The 22382-nt window shown below is 38.3% G+C and carries 13 protein-coding genes and 1 pseudogene; 6 read left to right on the plus strand and 8 right to left on the minus strand.

The annotated features are described in order from the left end of the window. The first annotated feature begins 486 nt into the window (after positions 1-486). From pyrF to ACFINW_RS06525, 3 genes are all read left to right on the plus strand, one after another. Complete coding sequence (pyrF, locus tag ACFINW_RS06515; RefSeq protein ID WP_375621514.1) at positions 487-1332, plus strand: orotidine-5'-phosphate decarboxylase; 846 nt, start codon at positions 487-489, stop codon at positions 1330-1332. 348 nt (positions 1333-1680) lie between these two features. Next, on the plus strand, positions 1681-3165 hold the full coding sequence (hisS, locus tag ACFINW_RS06520) for a histidine--tRNA ligase (protein WP_375673971.1): 1485 nt from the start codon (positions 1681-1683) through the stop codon (positions 3163-3165). A 588-nt stretch (positions 3166-3753) separates the two neighbouring features. Further along, positions 3754-4287 (plus strand): replication protein, encoded by a 534-nt coding sequence (locus ACFINW_RS06525; RefSeq protein ID WP_375613583.1) that lies wholly within the window; start codon positions 3754-3756, stop codon positions 4285-4287. 882 nt (positions 4288-5169) lie between these two features. On the opposite strand, the gene ACFINW_RS06530 is transcribed toward ACFINW_RS06525, so the two are convergent. Beyond that, positions 5170-5694: a peroxiredoxin gene (locus ACFINW_RS06530; RefSeq protein WP_375613588.1), complete on the minus strand. Its 525-nt coding sequence runs from the start codon at positions 5692-5694 to the stop codon at positions 5170-5172. A gap of 217 nt (positions 5695-5911) precedes the next feature. On the opposite strand from ACFINW_RS06530, the gene ACFINW_RS06535 reads away from it, so the two are divergent. The 3 genes and pseudogenes from ACFINW_RS06535 to ACFINW_RS06545 form a co-directional block, all read left to right on the plus strand. After that, on the plus strand, positions 5912-7540 hold the full coding sequence (locus tag ACFINW_RS06535) for an alpha-D-glucose phosphate-specific phosphoglucomutase (protein WP_375613582.1): 1629 nt from the start codon (positions 5912-5914) through the stop codon (positions 7538-7540). A gap of 1081 nt (positions 7541-8621) precedes the next feature. Then, complete coding sequence (locus tag ACFINW_RS06540) at positions 8622-8957, plus strand: zinc ribbon domain-containing protein YjdM (RefSeq protein WP_273790940.1); 336 nt, start codon at positions 8622-8624, stop codon at positions 8955-8957. 876 nt (positions 8958-9833) lie between these two features. Then, positions 9834-9914, plus strand: a pseudogene (locus ACFINW_RS06545) (DUF4102 domain-containing protein); the annotation flags it as partial. 448 nt (positions 9915-10362) lie between these two features. Here the strand turns inward: ACFINW_RS06545 and ACFINW_RS06550 are convergent. From ACFINW_RS06550 to ACFINW_RS06580, 7 genes are all read right to left on the minus strand, one after another. Beyond that, the gene (locus tag ACFINW_RS06550; protein ID WP_375612176.1) at positions 10363-10941 is read right to left on the minus strand and encodes a NifU family protein; all 579 of its coding nucleotides are present in this window, start codon (positions 10939-10941) and stop codon (positions 10363-10365) included. A gap of 59 nt (positions 10942-11000) precedes the next feature. After that, positions 11001-11492 carry a universal stress protein gene (locus ACFINW_RS06555; RefSeq protein ID WP_375621519.1) on the minus strand — a complete coding sequence of 164 codons (492 nt, stop codon included), beginning with the start codon at positions 11490-11492 and terminating at the stop codon, positions 11001-11003. A gap of 62 nt (positions 11493-11554) precedes the next feature. Beyond that, complete coding sequence (gene trpS / locus ACFINW_RS06560) at positions 11555-12625, minus strand: tryptophan--tRNA ligase (protein ID WP_375640972.1); 1071 nt, start codon at positions 12623-12625, stop codon at positions 11555-11557. A 60-nt stretch (positions 12626-12685) separates the two neighbouring features. Then, positions 12686-14257: a murein biosynthesis integral membrane protein MurJ gene (murJ, locus tag ACFINW_RS06565; protein WP_375621521.1), complete on the minus strand. Its 1572-nt coding sequence runs from the start codon at positions 14255-14257 to the stop codon at positions 12686-12688. A 789-nt stretch (positions 14258-15046) separates the two neighbouring features. Next, complete coding sequence (locus ACFINW_RS06570; RefSeq protein ID WP_375640971.1) at positions 15047-18292, minus strand: BID domain-containing T4SS effector; 3246 nt, start codon at positions 18290-18292, stop codon at positions 15047-15049. A 316-nt stretch (positions 18293-18608) separates the two neighbouring features. Further along, positions 18609-20573 carry a BID domain-containing T4SS effector gene (locus ACFINW_RS06575; protein ID WP_375640970.1) on the minus strand — a complete coding sequence of 655 codons (1965 nt, stop codon included), beginning with the start codon at positions 20571-20573 and terminating at the stop codon, positions 18609-18611. A gap of 292 nt (positions 20574-20865) precedes the next feature. Further along, positions 20866-22146: a BID domain-containing T4SS effector gene (locus tag ACFINW_RS06580; RefSeq protein WP_375640969.1), complete on the minus strand. Its 1281-nt coding sequence runs from the start codon at positions 22144-22146 to the stop codon at positions 20866-20868. Positions 22147-22382: the final 236 nt, after the last annotated feature.

Consider the following 22382-nt stretch of genomic DNA (forward strand, 5'->3'; position numbering starts at 1 on the left):
TTCCATGTTTTATCTCCTTGAATATGCTGGAGATACAATGCCTTTTTGCTAATTATGTTCCAAAAGGGATATAGAGCAGCTAAAAAGGAATAGGAAAGATCTAAAGTTAAGATCGAGATCATCATGGTGGGGCATTTTCTTTTGAAACTTTTGTTTAAAGCGCGTTCATAGAGAGTTTTTGTTGATCATAAAAAAGGGGGGTGAAAACGACAAGGCATGCCTATAGGGCTTTATGAGGTCATTATAATATAGATGCTGTTTTGTTTATATTCTTTCATAAATTTGAATTTTTATCTCATGACAACGTCTTGGTCGATAAACATATGATAAGCGTTACGAATGGGAATATATTTATGTTTCATAAATAAAAGCACATTTTGTATAGAGAGCTCTTTCTTTGTGTTTGCGCTATTGTATTCTTTTGACAAATGCTTTTCTTTTTGATTGTATCAAAAAGTTTAAAGAGAGACCTTGTTAGGATATAAAATGTTTCGTTCAACTTTTTTTAAAAATCGTGAAATCTATGGACCTCTTTGTATTGGATTTGATCCGAGCCATAAAGTTTTGCAATCGTGGAAACTAAGCTTTGATTATAAAGGTCTAAAAGATTTTTGTGATATTCTCTTAACAGCAGTTGTTGGTAAAGTAGGTATTATAAAGCCGCAAGTCGCATTTTTTGAATTATATGGTGTGGAAGGTCTTCAAGCTCTCAAAGAACTGATTGAAAATGCACACGAACAAGGCATATTGGTTCTGGCGGATGCAAAAAGGGGGGATATTGGCTCTACTGCTGAAGCCTATGGTAAGGCTTGGCTTGGTCCAAGTAGTGCGTTCAAGGTGGATGCCATGACAGTTAATCCTTTTTTGGGTTTTGATGCTCTTATTCCTCTGATAAAGGTTGCAGAAGAAACAGGAGCAGGGGTTTTTGTGGTTGTTCAGTCTTCTAATCCAGAGGGGAAACAAATACGAAATGCCCTTATTGGTGATCAGACACTCTCTCTTCATCTTGCACAGTGTATTTGTGATTATAATAGTCAGTCTTCGGTTATTCATCATAATATTGGCCCCATAGGTGCGGTTATAGGAGCGACATTAGGATCTGAATCAAAAGACACAATTGAGCAGTTAAACAATAGTCTGTTTCTCGTTCCGGGTATTGGCGCTCAAGGTGGAACAATGACACAACTAGCAAATCAATTTCCACAAAGACTTTTGCAGAATGTTATTCCCTCTGTATCACGCTCTATTACAGATGCTGGACGAAATATTGTTGATTTAAAAAATGTTATCAATCATTTTGCAGAACAAGCGCAAAGCACACTGATGTCTTGAGGATTTTTGCATCTGTAATAAATCTGAAGAATTCTGAGAGGGAGGGGTTTTGAGGGGGATGCTTTCGATTTATCAAGAATCAACTGTCGCTTTGAGGTTTCTTTCAACAAGCACAGATGTCTTTTCATTGAATGTTAAGCGGGCATTTCATGTTGAGCGGGGGCTATGTTCTTATTGAAAATGCAAATATTTTCAGTAGATTGCCTTAAGGGTAAAGGTTTGCATCTTTAAAAAGCAAAAGCTTATGCATATTGTTACCAGTTTCCAGTTGATAAAGTTATTGCAGCGTTTGTTTCTATAAGATAGACACACGTTATCGGTGAATATATATTGTTGTTAGAGAAAAACATGTCATCAAAACAAGAAAAAACCAAAGCCCGTTTACCCCGTGGGTTTGTTGATCGTACAAGTGCACAGTTGTATGCAACTGAAACAATGATTGCGCAAATTCGTGAAGTTTATGAACTTTACGGTTTTGAAGCGCTAGAAACTCCAATTTTTGAATATACAGATGTGCTGGGTAAGTTTTTACCGGATTCAGATCGTCCAAATGCGGGCGTTTTTTCGCTACAAGATGATGATGAGCAATGGATGTCTTTGCGCTATGATCTTACCGCGCCTCTTGCTCGTTATTTTGCCGAGAATTTTGAAGTTTTGCCAAAGCCTTATCGCAGTTATCGTCTTGGCTTTGTTTTTCGCAATGAAAAACCAGGTCCAGGGCGGTTTCGGCAATTTATGCAGTTTGATGCGGATATTGTTGGAACACCAACGGTAGCAGCTGATGCCGAAATTTGTATGATGGCAGCTGATAGTTTGGAAAAATTAGGGTTTCAGCATCATGAATATGCCATTCGTCTGAACAACAGAAAAATTCTCGATTGCGTTTTAGAGAAAATTGGTTTGGGGGGAAATGAGCAGGTTGAAAAGCGCTTAACTGTCTTAAGAGCAATTGATAAACTGGATAAATTTGGTTCTGAAGGGGTGTGTCTGCTTTTGGGAAAAGGGCGTTTGGATGAAAGTGGTGACTTTACAAAAGGGGCGGAGCTTAAGGATAAAGAGATTGAGTGTATTCTTACCTTAACTGCTGCTGGAGCTGAAACAGCAGAAGAAACGCTTGAGGCTCTTAAAGAAGTGGTTGGTGGTCATGTTCAAGGGCGTGAGGGAATTCGTGAGCTTGAGGAAATGCAAGCAATTTTTGCCGCAAATGGCTTTCAGAATCGTATCAAGATTGATCCATCGGTGGTGCGTGGACTGGATTATTATACAGGTCCTGTTTTTGAGGCTACGTTGCTGTTTGATGTTTTCAATGATGATGGGCAGAAAGTTGTTTTTGGCTCCGTTGGTGGTGGTGGGCGCTATGATGGATTGGTGGCACGCTTTCGTGGTGAAAACATTCCAGCAACAGGTTTTTCAATCGGGGTCTCGCGTTTGATCGCTGCTTTGCAAAATCTTGAAAAGTTGCCTATGAAGGAGACAACAGGGCCGGTTGTGGTGCTGATGATGGATAAAGAGCCAGAGGCGGTTGCTGGTTATCAAAAAATGGTGATGCAGTTGCGTGGTGCGGGAATTCGTGCTGAGCTCTATTTGGGGGCATCGGGGATAAAAGCGCAGATGAAATATGCAGATCGACGCCAAGCGCCTTGTGTGGTTATCCAAGGCTCACAAGAACGTGAGAGCGGAAAAATACAGATTAAAGATTTGATTGAAGGGGCGCGTTTGTCTCATGAAATTAAGGATAATCAAACATGGCGTGAAAGTCGACCAGCACAAGTGACGGTTGATGAAGATCAATTGGTCAAAACAGTACAGGATATTTTAGCCGCCCAAAAATGATAATGGTAAAAGTCTTTATCGAAGTGATTGTTCGAAATATTTTGGAAATTTGAAATTCAATTTTTAAAATTTGTGCTTTGCTCGTTTATACGTGTTGGTGCACGCGTTCAAAAGCGGGGTTTTGAAGTGCGTGCGGCATAAAAGAGAGATTTTTAAGAGATAAATAAGCACTATTTGCTATAAAACGTGCCCTTCTGAGGATGCGATGATAATGCGTTAAAATGAGCAAAAAAATTGTAACGAACAAAAACTCTGAGAAAATTAAAAGGTTTCACGCAACGCTTTCCCAAAAGTTTATAAAAATATTGACAAGTTCATATTGGCTTCATCTTTGAATTCTCATCTATGAGTATCAAATCCTTTGATGTTCTCTTCTTGGACATTACAAAATCTAGCCTTATTGCAAAAGGAGGGAGAACTAGAGCGTTTTATCCTAAAAGACTTTTTAAGCTTCAAAAAACAATGGAATGACTTAAATCGAACAATTTTTTACAGGAGCATGTTTGGATGAATTGTAAGCTGCCATAATGGTAACTTACTGATAATATGCATTTTTCATAAAGTCAATTCTTTAACGGAGAAATGAAAATGGTCCAATATGATTTTACTCTGCTCTATGAACGAAATCCCTTTATTCTTGAAAGACCTGAGAATATTGGAAAATCATTTAAACTTCCTCCTTCAAATTTCGGATTTGAAGATCTTCCGCAAATTACCTTTTCAGGCGCCTCGTCGTGTCGGCGTATGATTTTTGGGTTATCATTTAGTGGTATGAAAGCATTTTTTGTGATGTTGTGGCAGGTAGGGAAAATGTTAGATGAGGGGGATGATGTGGATTTATGGTTTGATCAGATAACATTGGATCATGATATTCTTGAAGAATTTTTGACTTGCGATCTTTCAATTCAAGAACCAGAATATCTTAATTTTGAAAGTTTTAAAGAAGGTATCAAAGAATTAGAAAAGAATAAAATTGTAGCGAAGGGGACAAAAAAAGATTGTTATTTCATCAATCCAGATATTTTTGGTCTTCCTGAATGTGATGAAGATTTTGAGTTCGATGAAGAGGAAGAGATAGAAGCACACTTTACGGTAGAATACCCGAATAAACAACTCCTTTAATCGTTTTTCTCTTAGAGAAAAATAAAGGCTTAGAATAAATGGCTATGAGAACAGCAATGAGTCTGTTTATGGTATGTGAATTGGAATGTTTGCGGGATCTGTTTTGATTTAATATTCTCCATGAATGGTTCTTTATGCAGAGCGGTTTTTATGCCATATTTTCTTCTTTTTATGAGACATAAGTTAATTTGAACTGTGCACCTCTTCAAACAAATGTTTGATCTGTATTTTCTTTCTTGGTACTTTTGTGAACTTTGCAGTAATGATGTTCATAGCTCTTGTATTTTGGCGCGTTTACGAGAGGTATTTTTACTCTTTTTAATCGTTTATTCATATGCCAATCCCGCTTGCTAATGAGCAAGAAAATAGTTTTAAGGGATTCAATATAAGAAGGGATAAAATAAAACAATCTTATGATATTCGGCTCCTCTCATTCAATATGCAAAATTATAAATTATCTTTATAAATCAAAGTATTGTTTAATACAAAGTTTTTCTCAGTATGAGAAATTTAGCATTGATCTTGCATATTTCATCAATACGTTAGTCCTTGATGTTTCTGAGAGAGTTTTGCATGAATTTGCGCATTTGGCAATTGCATCCCCATTTTTTGATAGCGTGCAACAGCTTTTAACTCTTTGATTTTTTAGCCCCACAACGGGTCCAGATTTTTCATCAGCAATTTTTCAAACTTTTTCAAAGCAGTTAAAACATAAAATATTTATTGAAAAAATTATTGCTGTAATCTTTTCTCACAGAAGGCGCACAATCAACTTATCGTGTCTGTTTTCACGAATAGAGGTTGCAAAAAGTAAACAACACAAATTCCCTGAGGAGGGAGATTTGTGTCGTAAAATTTTGTTTAAATAGACGATTGGGGGAATTAGCTTTTCAAGGCTTTTAAAACATGTTGTGGTGAAGAAACTTCATAAGGATCTGTTGCACAATTATCTGAAAAACCTGCTTCTTCGAACCATTGTTCAACCACACCATCATTAATAACAGCTGCATAGCGCCATGATCGCATGCCGAACCCAACATTGTCTTTTGCAACCAGCATACCCATTTTGCGTGTGAATTCACCAGAGCCATCGGGAATTAACTTCACGTTTTTGATATTTTGTGCTTTTCCCCAAGCATTCATGACAAAAGCATCATTGACGGAAAGGCAATAAATTTCATCAATACCCGCTTGTTTAAATTCATCATAGAGCTTTTCAAAATCAGGCAGCTGAAAGGTTGAGCAAGTAGGGGTAAAAGCTCCAGGAAGAGAAAAAAGAATAACACGCTTTCCTTTAAAGTAAGCATCGCTGTTAACTTCTTGCCACCGATAAGGATTGTCTCCAGCCACTGATTCATCGCGTACGCGTGTGTGGAATGTTACATTGGGAACTGTTTTTTTCATCATCATGATGCTCCTGTATTCTTTTACGAAAATTTTGTTTTAAAACAGCCTTTGTATTTAAAAACATATGGTAAAAAGCGTTTTAAATAAAAGGGCTTCTTTAAAAACTCTTACTTCTAACGAGTGTGCAAATATTTCACACTTCCGTCAAGTAGAATTAATGGTCGACTTTGGATACTCTTCACCTTAAAATTATAGGAAAGAATATAAAGGTATTGATATGACCATAAAGACAGTTTTAACCACGGCTTTTGAGGGGCAAAAACCGGGAACGTCTGGTTTGCGCAAAAAAGTGTCTGTTTTTCAACAACCCCATTATGTAGAAAACTTTATACAATCTCTTTTTGATAATATTGGACCTCTTGAAGGAAAAATGTTGATTCTGGGGGGGGATGGGCGCACTTTTAATCGTACTATCCTTCAGATTGTGTTGAAGATGGCAGCGGCGCATGGTGTCTCTTGTGTTAAAATGGGAAGGGGCGGTATTCTTTCTACACCTGCTGTTTCGCATCTTATTCGTAAAACTCATGCCCATGGTGGACTTATTCTTTCTGCAAGCCATAATCCTGGTGGTCCAGAAGGAGATTGTGGTATTAAATATAATATTTCCAATGGGGGACCCGCTCCTAATTCTTTATGTGATGCTATTTTTGCAACATCGCAACGTCTTTCTTTTTATAAAATTCTTGAAGCACCAGATATTGATTTAGATAGGCAAGGTACGATCTTTATGGGAGCCATGCGGATTGATATTATTGATCCTGTCGCTGATTATGTTGCTTTGATGCAGGAGCTTTTTGATTTTGACTGTATTGCCAAGGCTGTTGCTCGAGGTCTTACTTTACGGTTTGATGCCATGCATGCGGTAACAGGGCCTTATGCCCATGAAATTTTTGAAAAATGCTTAGGATTTTCTGAAGGGACGGTGGTTAATGGTATTCCTTTGCCAGATTTTGGAGGCGGTCATCCAGATCCCAATTTGGTTTATGCTAAGGATCTTTATGATTTATTGATGTCAGAGCAAGGACCAGATCTTGGCGCCGCCTCTGATGGTGATGGAGACCGTAACCTCATTATTGGTCGTCAACAATTTGTCTCGCCTTCGGATTCTTTGGCTATTATGGCTGAACATGCACACCTTATTAAAGGATATCGAAAAGGTGTTGTGGGGATAGCGCGCTCTATGCCGACGGGGCGTGCTGCTGATCTAGTTGCGGAAAAACACGGATTAAATTTTTTTGAAACGCCAACGGGATGGAAGTTTTTTGGAACCCTTTTGGATGCGGGAAAAGTAACCTTTTGTGGTGAAGAAAGCTTTGGAACGGGCTCTCATCACATCCGCGAAAAAGATGGTTTATGGGCTGTCCTATTTTGGTTAAATCTTGTAGCGGTAACAGAAAAAACTGTCGCACAGATTGTTCAACAGCATTGGTCCACCTATGGGCGTTTTTACACGTTACGGCATGATTATGAAGAAGTCGAAGCAGATAAAGCTTTGGCATTACTAGAGCATTTGCGTGCGCACTTACCACATGCAGGAACTGAAATTTCTGGATTTTTCGTCAAAAAAGCAGATGATTTTACATATCATGATCCCGTTGATCAGAGCGTTAGCACGCGGCAAGGTATACGTATTTTTTTCGAGAATGGAGCAAGGTTGGTGGTTCGTTTGTCGGGAACAGGGACGCTAGGTGCTACTTTACGACTTTATTTTGAACAGTATGAAAGTGATCCGCGCAAACACAATTTTAATCCGCAAGAAGTTCTCCAACCTTTGCAACAGGTAGCACTAAAACTGTTAAACATACAACAAGCATTGGGGCGAGATCGTCCTGATATTATCACCTAAGATCATTGGAATGTTTTTTTGTAAAGGTATGATGATTGATCACATGGGTGTGATTTTAGGGGTGTGATTTTATGTGCATAAGGGAGATCTTCCATTTTCAAGCTCTCTTTGTTTTTTCCTCCCTTACATATCAATCGGATTCCTAAAACTGCGGGATTCTTAAAACTAAATGCTGTAGGAAATTATAATCGAGCATAATCGGATCATTTATGTCCAATGGGTTTGCTCAATGGCTTGATAGCAATTTTTGTTTAATAGGGGAATGTTTCTCATACAAAACAAAATACGATCATTGTTGCACATTTCATATGTTTGTTTTAAAGAATCTTCTCTCTCAAGACACTAAAAACGCATCTTATGCGTGTTGCTTTGAAAGGGATAACCGGCCATCCATCCATTGAGCAGCACCATTTTTACGCTTATGAGAGAGTAAGACGGCACCATTATTCACTTTGCCCGCTTTCAATGTTGGCTCTTATATTTGAGAGTATTTAGTATTTTGGATAATCGTTTTACACGGATTTTCCTACTTGTAACATGCAAACAAAAGGCTTTGGTTGTTTCAATGTAAAAGGGGTTGAGAGAATCTCAGCTTATTTATCGGCTTTCATTCAATATACAAAACCATTAACTATGATCATAAATCAGTCTGTTCTCTAACATTATGACTGTTATCTTTACTTAAATAAAAGGTTAAGTTGGGGACATCATTTTCTTGTTTCTCAATGCTGAAATAGTTTTTAGCTCTCTGAGAACGTTTTATTCAGAGATGTTCCTTTTCTAATTGTTTTGTTATCCATTCGTTAATTGCATTGGTGATGTATAAGAAAATGATTTTGATTAATTTATTAGAGAGAATGCAGTGAGTAAATTTTATGATATGCGGGGGGCTTATTTGAGTTGTATAATGATCAATCATTTTTATAAACTTGTGTATAGTATGTGATGATAGCATTCATGAACACAGTTGGCAGATGAGGATTGAAACAAAGGGAAACATTTTTCTAAAATAATGGACAATAAGCACTTCTTGCTTTATGACCAGTCATAATGAATGATTTTTCTTTTAAAAGGGGAATTTATGACCCAATATCCCAAATGTCCTCGTTGTGATTGTCTTTATACTTATGAAGATGGTGAAAATTTTGTGTGTCCTGAATGCGCGCATGAATGGCCACAAAAAAACGATGATACGGTTCTTGCCAATACTGTTTATGATGCCAATGGTCAGATTTTAACAAACGGAGATACCGTTATGGTGATAAAAGATCTGAAAGTAAAAGGCGCTTCATCTGTTTTAAAAGGGGGGACGAAGGTAAAGAATATTCGCTTGGTGGATGGGGATCATAATATCGATTGCAAAATTCCTGGGATCGGTCAGATGAGTTTAAAGTCGGAGTTTGTGAAAAAAGTTTAAGCATTTGTCCTCTTGCAATTGTTTTTGGATTTCGTTGGTTTTCTATTTTTACATTCTTCTCTAATTGGGCATATTTTTCTCCAGTGGCTTCTTTTCTTGTTTCATAGATTACACCAATCAGATAAAAGCAATATGTTTTCCTTTAGTGTAAGGCCATGTATAGCAGAGAAATAGCGACTCTGTCTTTTCTTTTAATATGCGGTTATGAGGGGACAGGATGTTGACTCATAAGCAACAATAAAAGTATGCGCTTTATGAGAAGAACAATACCGTAAAGTAGACAAACTTATTCCTGCTGAATTGAAAAAATATTCTCATTTTTTTTATCAGATAATTTCTCAAACAACCATAATAGATCTGGCTTCAATGTATTTATTTTTTATGGGTAGTTACACCTTTTGCGTCATATTTATGGAAATGAGATTGAAAATGATAGAGGAAATTCTTGATTTTAAGAATGGAAAAAGGACGCTATGATCTTGATAAGGTCTTATTGCCATGCATTTTCCAGCTCTTAGTACTGCAACAGTCTCTTATAAAAGTGTACATAAGAGCTATTAAAAATAGTTTTTGTTATTATCCAGTTTGTGCTGTGTAAGCGGACGATTTTGATTGATGCAATAAAAACATAATTGAAATAAGAAGAATGTCAGAATTCTCATTGCAAGTTGCAAAATGTGATCTTTGTCGAGTGGCTGAAACAACATATTGATTTATAATAATAAATTAGCGTTATTCATATTGAATTAGAACCCCGAATAACGTGGGATTCTCTCATTTCAAATCTGTTCCATGTTGAATCAATTAAAATCACTTGCTTGCACACCACACGCGGGGCTGGCGTGTGGGTAAAAATGAGGAAAGAAAGGATTAAAAATGACTCTTATGAATCGTCTTAATGAAAGAGCTGTCGCATCATTAGGGGCTGGCAGATATGATGATGGTGCCGGCTTGCTACAAGAAGTATTTTGCGTGATTTGTCGTTGGAAGCACTGAGAAAGATAGAGCAAATGAGCACTCTATCGTACAATGTTTTCTTTTTTGGGTTTTCTTTTTTTGTAACGAGGTCGTGTTTTCCTCGTTAAAATTGCATGACAAGATTATGAGATAAAATAAATTTAAAGTGCACACCCATACATTGTACTTCTGTGTACGATTGGTTTGTTGAAATAACTTATGCTTCTTAAAGGGGGCTTTGAAATCTTTTTAAGGCATATGTGGAGGTGAAAGGTGAGTGAAGGTATCATTATTGGACAGATTTTTGTAACAGTACTCTATTTTTATGACTGCATGGCTTACTTCGAAAATTTCAGGAATAAAATGACGTAAGATTTTTGCACTCCATGTTTGAGCGCTGTTGAAGAGGGGCAATCGGTGTGGTTATTTTACCTATTGAGGTCAATATTTATTGTGGCATGGCTTCAACGCCTAAAACTTCAGGGATAAAATGACGTAAAAGATTTTCAATACCATGTTTGAGGGTTGCCGTTGAAGAGGGACATCCAGCGCAGGAGCCGCGCATATTGAGATAAACAATACCATTTTCAAATCCACGAAAAGTAATATCTCCACCATCATTGGCAACTGCGGGGCGGATACGCGTTTCAAGGAGCTCTTTAATGGTTAAAACAATATCAGCATCTTTTTCGTCATAAAATTCTTCGTTAAGGGCATGGGTTTGTGCTTGTGTTGTGGCGTTGGTGGTGATCACTGGCTCATTGGATAGAAAATGTTCCATAATTGTGCCTAAAATGACGGGCTTGAGATGTTGCCATTCTCCTTCTTTTTTGCTTACGGTGATAAAATCATAGCCTAAAAAAACACCATTGATATTGGGAATATTAAATAGTTTAGCCGCTAAAGGTGAGTTTTTAGCTGCTTCTTCACGGTCACGAAATTCTAATACTCCCTCAGAAAGAACCACGCGTCCTGGCAAGAATTTAAGTGTTGCAGGGTTTGGGGTGGTTTCAGTTTGAATAAACATAAATTCTCCTTTTATAATGAAGGATTGGGAAGATCTTACATTGTAGAATATTATATTTTTTAGGCAATAGATCTAATATCTTCATCGGCAAGATTGCTAGGAATAACAATGACAGGGATTGAAAAAGCTGTTCCTTTATTCCCGATTAATTGAACAAGGGGTCCTGGTCCTTCTGTATGTCCACTGGCTGCTAAAACAATCAGTGCAATCCTTTTATCTTCGTCGATCAGTTTAGAAATCTCATCAATTTTTTTTCCTTCACGCACTACTATTTCTGTTTCAAGCGCATGGGTGGTGCGGACTTCACTGGCAATGTCTCCTAATATTTTATGAGCACTTTGCTTTGATTCTGTACGCATAACGTTGTTTACACCCAGAAAATGTTGAAATTCTGCACTATCAACGACACAAAGTAATACCAATGTTCTACTGGTATTTTGGGCATGCTGTGCGGCAAACGCAACGGCACGCCGACACTCTGGTGTTTCATCGATAATAACTAAGTTTTTTTTCTTTGGTTTTTTTTTCGGATTTTGGGGTTTGGAAATCATGCACTTTCTCTATTTTGTACAAACGATTTTTTTGCTCTCTACAGTTTTTAGTTTTATTATTTTTATGTATCGTGCAAAAATCCAATAATTTCACGAATTTTTTTCATATTTTCTTCTGCGAGCATACTAGCACGTTTAGCGCCATCATGCAAAACAGAGTCGATATAATCATTTTCTTGATGAAGTCGACGTAACTCCTCTGTTATAGGGGCAAGCTTATGGACGGCAAGGTCGGCTAGAGCTGTTTTAAAATGCGAAAATTGTTGACCAGAAAATTCTAAAAGAATCTTTTCTTTGCTAACTTTGGCAAAGGCGGCATAAATACCAAGCAGGTTATCTACTTCTGGTCGTTCTTTTAAAGCGGCAAGGGTATCGGGAAGTGGAGCCGAATCCGTTTTGGCTTTGCGTATTTTTTTTGCGATAAGATCAGCGTCATCGGTCAAATTAATGCGTGAAAAATCTGAAGGATCTGATTTTGACATTTTTTTCGTCCCATCGCGCAAAGACATAACGCGTGTGGCTGTTGTTCCAATAAGCGCCTCTGGGAGGGGAAAAAAGCCTTGTCTTTTTTCTTCATCCGTTTGCATAGAGACGCCAAAATTTAATTCGGCAATACGCTGTGCATAGTCGTTGTTAAATTTTTGTGCAATATCGCGTGTGAGTTCAACATGCTGTTTTTGATCTTCACCCACTGGAACATGCGTTGCACGATAGACTAAAATATCAGCAGCCATCAAAGTGGGATAGGCAAAAAGCCCGAGGGATGCTTTTTCACGATCTTTTCCCGCTTTATCTTTAAATTGTGTCATGCGTTGAAGCCAGCCAATGCGGGCAACACAATTTAAAATCCAGGCGAGTTCAGCATGTTGAAAAACACGTGATTGATTAAAAATAATATGTTTTTGAGGATCGATACCGGCGGCTAAAAAGGCTGCTGTCACTGTTCTGGTGGATTCGCGTAAAGTAAGGGGATCTGGGTTGACGGTGAGCGCATGCATATCCACAACACAATAGAGGCAGTGATGAGAGTTTTGCAGTTCAACCCAATGCTGAATGGCTCCAAGATAATTGCCAAGATGTAAGTGACCACTCGGTTGTACGCCGGAAAAGACAAGTGGTGTGAAGGTATCCATAGGAGTGCTCTTTCTTCAATTAAGGTTATTCATTTTATTGTTTTTGACAAAGTATAGATATTATGAGCGTTTTTTCAAATTTTTAAGCGTGTGAAAAAAGGAACGGGTGTTGAATAAAAAATAGGCACTAAAATAGATCAAGAATATGCCGAGCATAATCCCTACTAAGGTGATCGCGCGCAAGAAAAAGGATGCTTGTGAGGATAAAGGAAAAGACAAAAAACCAAGCACATTCAATCCGTAATAGAGGGCTAGTGCACTCAAAAGAGTTGCCATCATGAGACATAATATTCGCTTTATCAGTTGGAAGTCGTATTTCCAATAACCGCGTTTGATAAGGACCCCCCAAAGCAACAGTGTGTTGACCCATCCAGAGGTAATTTCAGCAATAACAATGCCTCGTGCAGATAGAATAGGAAATAATGTTAAGGCGAGACCGATATTGATAAAAACGCAAATACCTGTAAAAATCATCGGTGTTTTGGTATCTTCATGGGCAAAAAAATTAGGAATAAAGACCTTAATAAGAACAAAAGCTGGAAGTCCTAGTCCATAAAGCTCTAGTAATTGTGCAACATGGTGTGTTGATTGACTGGTAAATTGTCCTCGCTCAAAGAGCAAACTGACTATGGGAGTGGAGAGCAGCAAAAAAGCGATGGATGCTGGAAGTGTTAAAAATAGCGTTAATTCAATAGAGCGGTTTTGTAAATGGTGGGTTTCTTCATGCTTTTTACTTCGCAAAGCGCGTGTTAATTCTGGTAAAAGAACGGTTGCAACGGCAATGGCGATTACGCCTAAAGGCAATTGATAAAGACGATCAGCATACATCAAAGAAGAGACAGCACCCGATTGACTAGAAGCAATATTGGTATTAATAAGCAAATTAATTTGCGTGATGCCACCCGTAATGGCTGCGGGGAATGCTAAAGTTAATAGCTTACGAACATTAGGACTTAAATGGGGCTGGCGGAAGGAAATTTTCATGCCACTTTGACGCAAAGCAAGGGCAATTAAGGTGAGTTGAATAAGACCTGCTGCCAATACACCCCAAGAGAGATTTAAACCGATATGCCAAGCGTCAAGTTTATAGATCCAAGCATAGGCAAGCACACCAATCAGAATAATGTTTAAAAAGAGTGGGGCAATGGCGGCAATAAAATAGCGTCGCAGTGCATTAAGCATGCCCCCCATCATGGCAGCAAGCGACATGCAGGTTAAATAGGGAAACATGATCGCCGTAAAATGAATTGTGGCGTTAAGCTTTGTTGCATCTTCGGTAAAACCTGGAGCAATAATGGTTCGTACCAAAAAAGGCATACTGAGTTCCATCGCAATCGTTAACAGTAAGAGCAGTGAAAAGAGAACGCCAAACACCTCTTCTGCAAACTTGCATGCCGTTTCGTGACCATCTTCAGTGATTTTTTTGGCAAAAAGAGGAATGAAAGCAGCATTAAAGGCACCTTCAGCAAAAAAACGGCGGAATGTGTTGGGAAAACGGAAAGCAGCATTAAACGCATCAGAAACAGGACCAGTTCCTAGTGCTGCTGCCATAAGCATTTCGCGTACGAAGCCAAAAATACGGCTCATGAGGGTTCCAGAAGCAACTGTTGCAATTTTTTTAATCAATGTCATAAAGATATATCAACTTTGTTGTAAAAGAGAAGCGATGACAGGAGAAATAAAGCGTTTTAAATCGTAAAAATCTGATCTCTATCCTAATCAAGGATACTTTTTGAAAGCGTTTTACGACGGTGTTTATCTTTCTGTCAACAATGGTGCTTGAAGACTTTTTTATGCTCCTTGTTTACTGTTGCATTAAAATTTTTATTGTTGCCATAAAATAATTAAAATTTCTTTTTCAAACTGAAATATGGGAGTGATATCATAACAGTTTGAAGAGACATGTAGGGATATATAATGATAATTTCTCTTTATGGTGTGATGTCGTGAATAGTGCAACCCAATGCCGTTCTGTTTTATGTGAGGGGTGTGCCCCTATTAAAAGAATGCAAATAAAATAAAAGCGTGGAGCAATACGTAATTTCCATTATTTATTCATTATTTAAAAAAAAACAGCGCTTTAGATGTTTTAAAAAGTCGTAAGGCTAAGCTAAAAGGTGATGGTAAAACTGGTGATTACTTTTCACTTTTACGGCTTTATGTTCTCCCAAAATTTGTCTGCCCTCCCGTTTTAGAGATTACATAAACAAGAGGATAGGAAGATATGATCTTTCAACAGCATTTTTGCTGTTCAGGTTTCTTTTCACAGTTGATGAGGATAAAATCTGAGGAAATAAGATAAAATTACTCTCTCATGGTTTCCATTCTCGTTGAGGTGCAATTGATTTGCCGATGAAGGCAAGGGGATAAAGGCTATCATTTTTACCAGAGGGGGAGAAAAAGTTAAAGTTTATGAACCTTTTAGACATTCATTGTCATTGCTTTTGCGTGCGCCGTTTTGTGAGGTTGAATATTTTCTTGTCTTTTGGGACTCTGATTGACGTTTTCTGTCATTTTTTGCACTTTAATTGCTTCTTTATCAAGGGTGTTGGAACATTTTTTTTCATTGTTTTTCTTTATAGATTGATGCTGGATAGATTGATACTGGTTTGGTGCGAAGCGCTCATCGAATTTATGGTTATAAAAATACATGGGTTGTATATGCGGTTCTATCTCTTTTATCTGCTTGATTATTTCCATAATCTCTTTTGCTTTAATGGTTGATGTGCCAAGACTCTTCGCAAGTCTTTCAGGATTATTTTCTTTTATAACTTCATGCTCGTTTGAAGATAAGCGCTCATTGATTTTTTTGATATAAGTCCTTATCTCCCCCCTTAATTCAGGAGAGTTTGATAACATTTCTTGCTGTTGTGCTTTTGACAAGGAAAGGAGATTTTTCATCCAAGCCTTAGGCATTTCTACCGACTGTTCACACCGCCTTTGTTTTACATGATGGGTATGGAGAATGTCTCTTTCTGTTTGTTTAGAAATATTGATATAACGATCAATGGCTCTACAGAGGGGCAAAATATTTTCTTCAGCATGGGCGCGCGCGTTGTTTTTTATGCCAAATACATTGCTACCAGAAAGCTTAGAAATCGATTGGGGAGAGGTGGTAATTTGATAGGTGAGTTGTTCTCCTTCAGTATGATTTTCATGGATCATCTCAATTCTTTCCCGCAAAATATGACGATTGCCATAAATGATTTGGCACAAAGTTTCTATTTCTTTTCTTCTTGCTTGAATGGAAACGTTGTTTTTTATCCTTGTGGCAATTTCATTGTTGGTAAGGGGGGCTATTGTTTGTGCGGGGATAAGCACTTCTTGCTGGTTTTGAATTTTTGGTGCTGTAAAGGAGAGGGCGTCACCGATTTTTAATGTCTGTATTTGCTCTGGGGTGAGATCTTTTTTATTTCCCAAGATGAAAGTTCCGTTAGCATCAAGCATAAAGCCATTGGGTCCACTGCCTCTGTAAAAGCCTTTATAGGTATGACCTTCTTTTGCTGTTATAATAAGATGATGATGAATACTCTCAAGCCCGATATGTTTCATACTGTCCATGAATTCTTTTAAAATAAGTATTTTTTCTGGATTTGAGATATCCTCAAGCAGATGTTTCATTTCTTCTTTATCTTTATGTTTTAGCGATGCAATGCTGGCAAGATTCATGCGTTTTTCTGTTACAAGAGAAAAGTCGAGTGTGTGGCCAGCAACTTGCCCAAGTTTTTCAAAAAACATTCGTTGTGTGCGTCCATTACCTTCTCTGAAAGGATGCGTATAGTTGAGTTGTATCAACATTTCAGTGACATGTTCAATAAATGTTTCGCGGGTTAAGCCTTTTAAACTATTCGTTTCAGCAAGTGTTTTATCTAAATTGTCTAGACCCTCCTGTATCTGTTTTGCTGAGGCAAAAGAAATACCAGCTTTTTTCATCATTGGCATATAAGCAACGGTACCATCTTCAAATGTAAATGGTTTTTCGCGTGTTTGTCCGGCCCATTCAAAAGTATTTTTAAATAGGGTGTGATGAATATATTGGAGATATGTGGAGGTTAGTTTTTGTGGTGGCGCTTCTTGGCGCAGATGAATGATTGCTTTTGTTGTATCATGGGCACATTGCACTTTTAATTTTCCATAGTCTTTTATTCCATATTTATTCTTTAAGGTGATACTATTGGGATAAAAGAAATTACGATGTATTGTCTTATTTTCTTCGGTTTCAGGCGGTGATGATAATTTCTCCTGTAAGGTGAGAGGGACGGTGTCCGTTTTTCTTGTACCAGTATCCCAGTATGCCATTGCTTTTTTTGGGGGCTGTTTTGTTCTTTCTTGATGATCAGAGCGTGTTTCCTTTGTCATTTTGACAGATATTGGATTATTTGTCGCTGTATTACTGCTCTGTAAAATGTTTTTTTGAAAATCTTTTTGCATTTGCCTCATAGCGGAAGCCGATTGAGCAATTGGTTGTGCCATTTGTTCTTTTTCTTGTTCTTGCAAACTTTGGGGCATAACTTTAACGCTGTCATGTAAAGCATGAGGGGCAATACACGGTGAAAAATGGGCTTGTTCTTTTTTCTTTGTTTGAATGGATGCGTTGTCTTTGCTCTTTTCAGTTATTTCATCGTTTTTAAGAGTGGCTCTTTTTTCTTCTTTTTCTTCTGGAAGCAATGTTTTTTGCTGGGTTTTTTCTGGGTTTTGAACTTTTTGTGCTGTAAAGGAGAGGGCATCACCGATTTTTAATGTCTGTATTTGCTCTGGGGTGAGATCTTTTTTATTTCCCAAGATGAAAATCCCGTTGGCATCAAGCATGAAGCCATTGGGTCCACTGCCTCTATAGGTACCATGATAGGTTTCTCCTTCTTTTGCAACGACAGCGAGATGATAATTTTTTTCATCCAATCCAAGCTCTCTCATAGAGTTGGTGAATTCTCGTAAGAGGAGCAATTTTTCTGGATTTGAGATATCTTCAAGCAGATGCTTCATAGGCTCTGGGTTGCCATGTTCCATGGCAGCGGCGCGGACAAAGTCTTTACGTTTTTTGCTCACAAGAGAAAAGTCTAGCTCATGTCCTGCTGCTTGAGAGAGTTTTTCAACAAACAGTCTCTTTGTGCGCCTATTGCCCTCTCTGAAAGGATGCAAGTGGTGCAAATCTATCATTATACTAGCTGCTTGTTCAACGAATTCTTCGCGCGTTAAGCCTTGTAAATTATTCTTTTCAGCAAGCGTTTTATCTAACTTTTCTAGTCCCTCCTGTATTTTTCTGCCAATCGCAAAAGTTTTTGTAAATTCTTTTCTTTTCAAAATGGGCATAGAAGCAACAGTGCCATCTTCAAATGTAAAAGGCTTTTCGCGTGTTTGTCCGGCCCATTCAAATGCATGGGAAAAGAGGCGTTGATGAAGGTATTTTAGATAAGAGGCATTAAACTGCTCTGGTAGAGGTTCTTGGTGCAGTTTTATCATTTCTTTTTTTACATCATTAGAACAGCATTCTTTTAATATTTCTTTATCTTTGATGCGGTATTTATTTTTAAGCACTTTGCTATTGGGGTAGAAAAAATTTTGCGCTTTTTCATTGATTTGCTTTGAAATGGCTGCATTAATTACAGAGTGTTGTTCTTGCAATTCTTCCTGTGTAGAGGAGGCACAATGTTCTGTGTTTTCTTTCATGCATATTTCCTTTCAAATGGTAACATTATTTTTGAAATCTTCTTTGTTTACATTTTTTGCCTTATATTATTTTCATAGCGTTTTCTTCAAAGAAGAATGCCTATTTGAATGATTGAAAAAATTGATCTTATTCGCATGGAACAAAGTTAAAGTTTATAATTTTGAAGTATTATCGTGAAATTTTATCAATGAATTCTGTAAAATAATGGGGTGTCTTATTCAAAAATTTCTGTATTTCATACACCGTCTTTGGTGCAATCTTGGCAAGATAATTGCACCAAAGTTTTGGATAAAAAGCCAACAATTAGGAGATTTATCACGACAAAGCCATTGCTTTTGATGTTTCGGCTCTGCGCGGTCGAACATGCGGCTGGTCTTCTTGTCTAGAAGTTGCTGCAACTTCTTGATGCCGCTTTGCTGTTGAGCGTTCAGGCAGCTTCGGGGGCTGCGATAAGCTTTGCTGCTTTTGTAATTTTTTATCGAGATCGGTAAGTGGTTGATGACGTTTTTGTTGTTCTTCCTGATGGTTTTGCACAATGGTTTCTCTTAACTGTTTTATCGTATCAGCATAATCCTTAATGGCGGTACAAAGGGTAGGAAGATTTTCTTCAGCAGCTTTGCGTGCTCCGTTTTTTACGCCAAGGTTTTTTCTACCAGCAAGTGGAGCAAAAGATGTAGAATCCTTTTCAATTTGAAATACAAGCTCTTCTCCCATCTCTGGAATTTTGTGCATATCTTCTAGTCTATATTGCAAAATAAATGGATCCTTATAAACAATTTGGCACCAATATTGGATCTCTCTTTGACCATATTGAACCGATGGATCTTTTTGAACTCTGCGGGCAATTTCCTCATTTGAGAGAGGCTTTATTTTCTTTTCTGAATTGAGCGGATTTTGTAAATGTTGATTTGTTAGCTCTTCCTCTTGTGCTTGTCGCTGATGTTGTTGTTCCGTGTGAGAACCTTGTAAAATATTTTCACTTTTTGTATATTTTGAAGTATACACATAACCGTTAATGGCAGCACATAGGGTGGGAAGGGCTTCTTCAGCTTGTTTGCGCGCATGATTTTTTATGCCAAGAACTTTTCTACCAGCAAGCTTAGAAATAGACTTAGGCTGTTCTGTAACATCCCATAAGAGTTGTTCTCCCATATCAGGGTTTTCTTTAATTTCTGCAATTTTTTCTTCTAAAATAAGTCGGTCGCCATAAACCTTTTTGCACAAAAATCGTATCTCTTCTTGATATGCTACGAGCAATAGCTCTCTTTCCATTGTATTAATAGATGGTTTTTGTTCGTGAGACGGTTTTGGTTGTTCAATTGCTGTGTGTGGAGAGGCAGGCTTTTGGACGACAGTATCGCTTTGTTTTCTGTTTTCCATACGGTGCGATTTTCTTGAAGGCGGGATGGCATATGTTCCACTGTCTTGTGATGATGAACTGCTTTGCTGCCTGACTTTCATATGTGATGGTGTTTTGGGTCTAACACTTGGTTCGTGTGTTTCAGGATTTTGGATTTTTGTGCCGTTTTGCACTCTGTCTCTCATGCGTGGGGGTGTTTGCGGAGCAGGCGTTGCATAGAGATGTTCTCCCTCTTGAGCTGTTGTTTTGTTTTGTTGCTTATCTTTTGCGCGTGGAGGTCTTTGTGGAGCTGCTTTTGTGTGCGGAGAGGAATGTTCTTGGATTTGTGAGCTGGTGATTTTTGTGCCGATTTGTGCTCTTTCTCTCATGCGTGGAGGAGGGGGCGGAGCCACTTTTGTTTGTAGGGAGGGGGACTCTTGAACTGTTGGTTTATGTTGTTGCCTCTCTTTTGCACGTGGGGGTCTTTGTGGAGCTGCTTTTGTGTGTGTGGAGGAGCTTTCTTGGTTTTTTGAGTGGGAGATTGTTGTGCCGGTTTGTGCTTTTTCTCTCATGCGTGGAGGAGGGGGCGGAGCCACTTTTGTCTGTAGGGAGGGGGACTCTTGAACTGTTTGTTTATGTTGTTGTCTCTCTTTTACACGCGGAGGTTTTGGTGGAGCTGCTTTTTTTTGTGGGGGAGGCGTCTCTTGGTTTTTGGCGTTAAGAGGCATTGTGTTGGTTTGCATTGGGCTTTTCATACGAGGGGGTGGTGGTGGAGCAACTTTTGGGTGGTGTGATAAATTTTCTGGGCGTTTTTGTACAGTTGGTTTTGGCAAACTTTGAGAAACTTGGGAAGGAGGGGTTCTGGTGGGGGATTGTTCAGCCGGTTGTTGAAATTTTTCCATCATTTCGGTGATAAAAGGGGAGGGATTTCTTTTTTTCATGCATGTTCCTTTCAAACTCTTCCAATATTGTTTTTAAATACTATTTAAAAATGTACGTTGGTTTTTATTCTGTTTTATGCTTTTTCATTTGCTTTTATGAGAGAGGATATGAAACTGAGAAGTTTCACAAGATTTGACTCTCTTAGTGCAGATCATGATCACTCTCTAAATATTGTTTGATCAATAGCTGAGATTAAGTAGTGGAGGAATGAATTTCTCCATTTCTTGGCGCAAATCACCTCTGCTATGGTTGCGCCAAGACGTTGGATTCAACGTGAAAACTTATGTCTGTTTAGCTGGCAAAAGCCATCGCTTTTGGGGCGGCAGTTTTGCGAGGACGAATATCTGTTTCTCTTTGTTGAGTAGAGGTTGTTGCTCCTTCATGCGTTACTGTTGAAAGCTCAACGCGTTGAGCAGACTGTGAGACGCTTTGTTGTTGATGCAAGATTTTCGCTCTCTCAGAAGATGCTTCATTGTGTCCTTGTTTTGTCTGCTGAGTTTTTGAAAGGCTCTCTCTTACTTGTGTTACAGCTGTTGCATAATTGTCAGCGGCGTCAATGAGGTGAGAAAGACCCGCTTCAGCATGTCTGCGTGCTTGATTTTTAAAGCCACAAAAGTTATGACCAGCGTACTTGTGAAAAGATTGAGGATTTCCGACAAGTTGCTGTGCGAGTGCTTCTATTGTTTCAGGGTTTTGGAAAAGCTCTTCTGTTTGTGATTGCAAAATGTTTTCGTTCCCAAAAACAACTTTACACCAATATTGGATTTGGGCGCGGTGTCTTTTGACTTTTGAATGTTGTTGAATTTGGGTAGAAATTTCTGTCTCTGAAAGAGTTTCTTTTTCACGATGATCTGGTTTTTGCAGAAGTTTAGCGACGGCTTCCTTCCCCATTAAGCGTTCATAGTTTTTGAGTTCTTGCTCTGGAGATTGTACGAGGCTCTCTCTTGCCTGTTTTACAGCTTCTGTATAACAATCAATAGCAATGCATAGAGCGGAAAAACTTTCTTCTGCTTGTCTACGCGTTCGATTTTTAAAGCCCAACATGTTGGTGCCGAAAAGTTTAGTGATGCTTTCAGGATGAGCTGCCATGCGCCATGAGAGCTCCTCTCCTGCAGCAGGATTTTTTTGAATTTCCTGCATTTTTTCTTGCAAAATATTTGGATTGCCATAGGCTTTTGCGGATAAATGTTGGATTTCTTCTTGATAGGTTCGAACCAATGAATGGTGTGGAAGCAATAGAATGATTTCTTCCTCTGAGAGAACTCTTGTTGCTCTTTGGGTAATTTGTGAAGTAACTGTTGAGTGTGTCGTTTCAGGTTTTTGCTGCCTTTTGGTAGAGCTGCCTCTTGTTAACGAAGCTGTTGGGTTTGTTGATGCATGTACAGTTTCTTCGCTTAAAAGAGATTGTCTTTCCTCATCTTCTTCCGGTATGGATGACAGTCTTTTGCTTTTTGAAGGTGTTTCTTTAGGAAAGGGGGCTGCGCCTGAGACTTCTGCCGCCGCTTGTTCATAGAGCTTTATAAGTTCTTGTATTGAAGAGGATGGAAAAGGATGAGGGTGTTTTTTTTTCATGCATGTTTCCTTTCAAAAATTGTTTTAGAAAACCTCTTTGGTGCATTCTTGCCTTTTATGCTTGGATCGCTTTGAGACAAAAGAAATATCGAGCTGAATGAGCTTCCAAAGATCTGCGCTATTTGCAATCAGCTTAATGGACATTTGTGTCTTTTATACAGTTTTTTTGTGAAATATTATCAATAAGTTATCAATAGTTATCGTGAATTACAGGCGCCATTTTTAGGACTATTTTT

It is taken from the genome of Bartonella sp. AA18HLJMS, from assembly GCF_042197245.1.
Lineage (GTDB): Bacteria > Pseudomonadota > Alphaproteobacteria > Rhizobiales > Rhizobiaceae > Bartonella.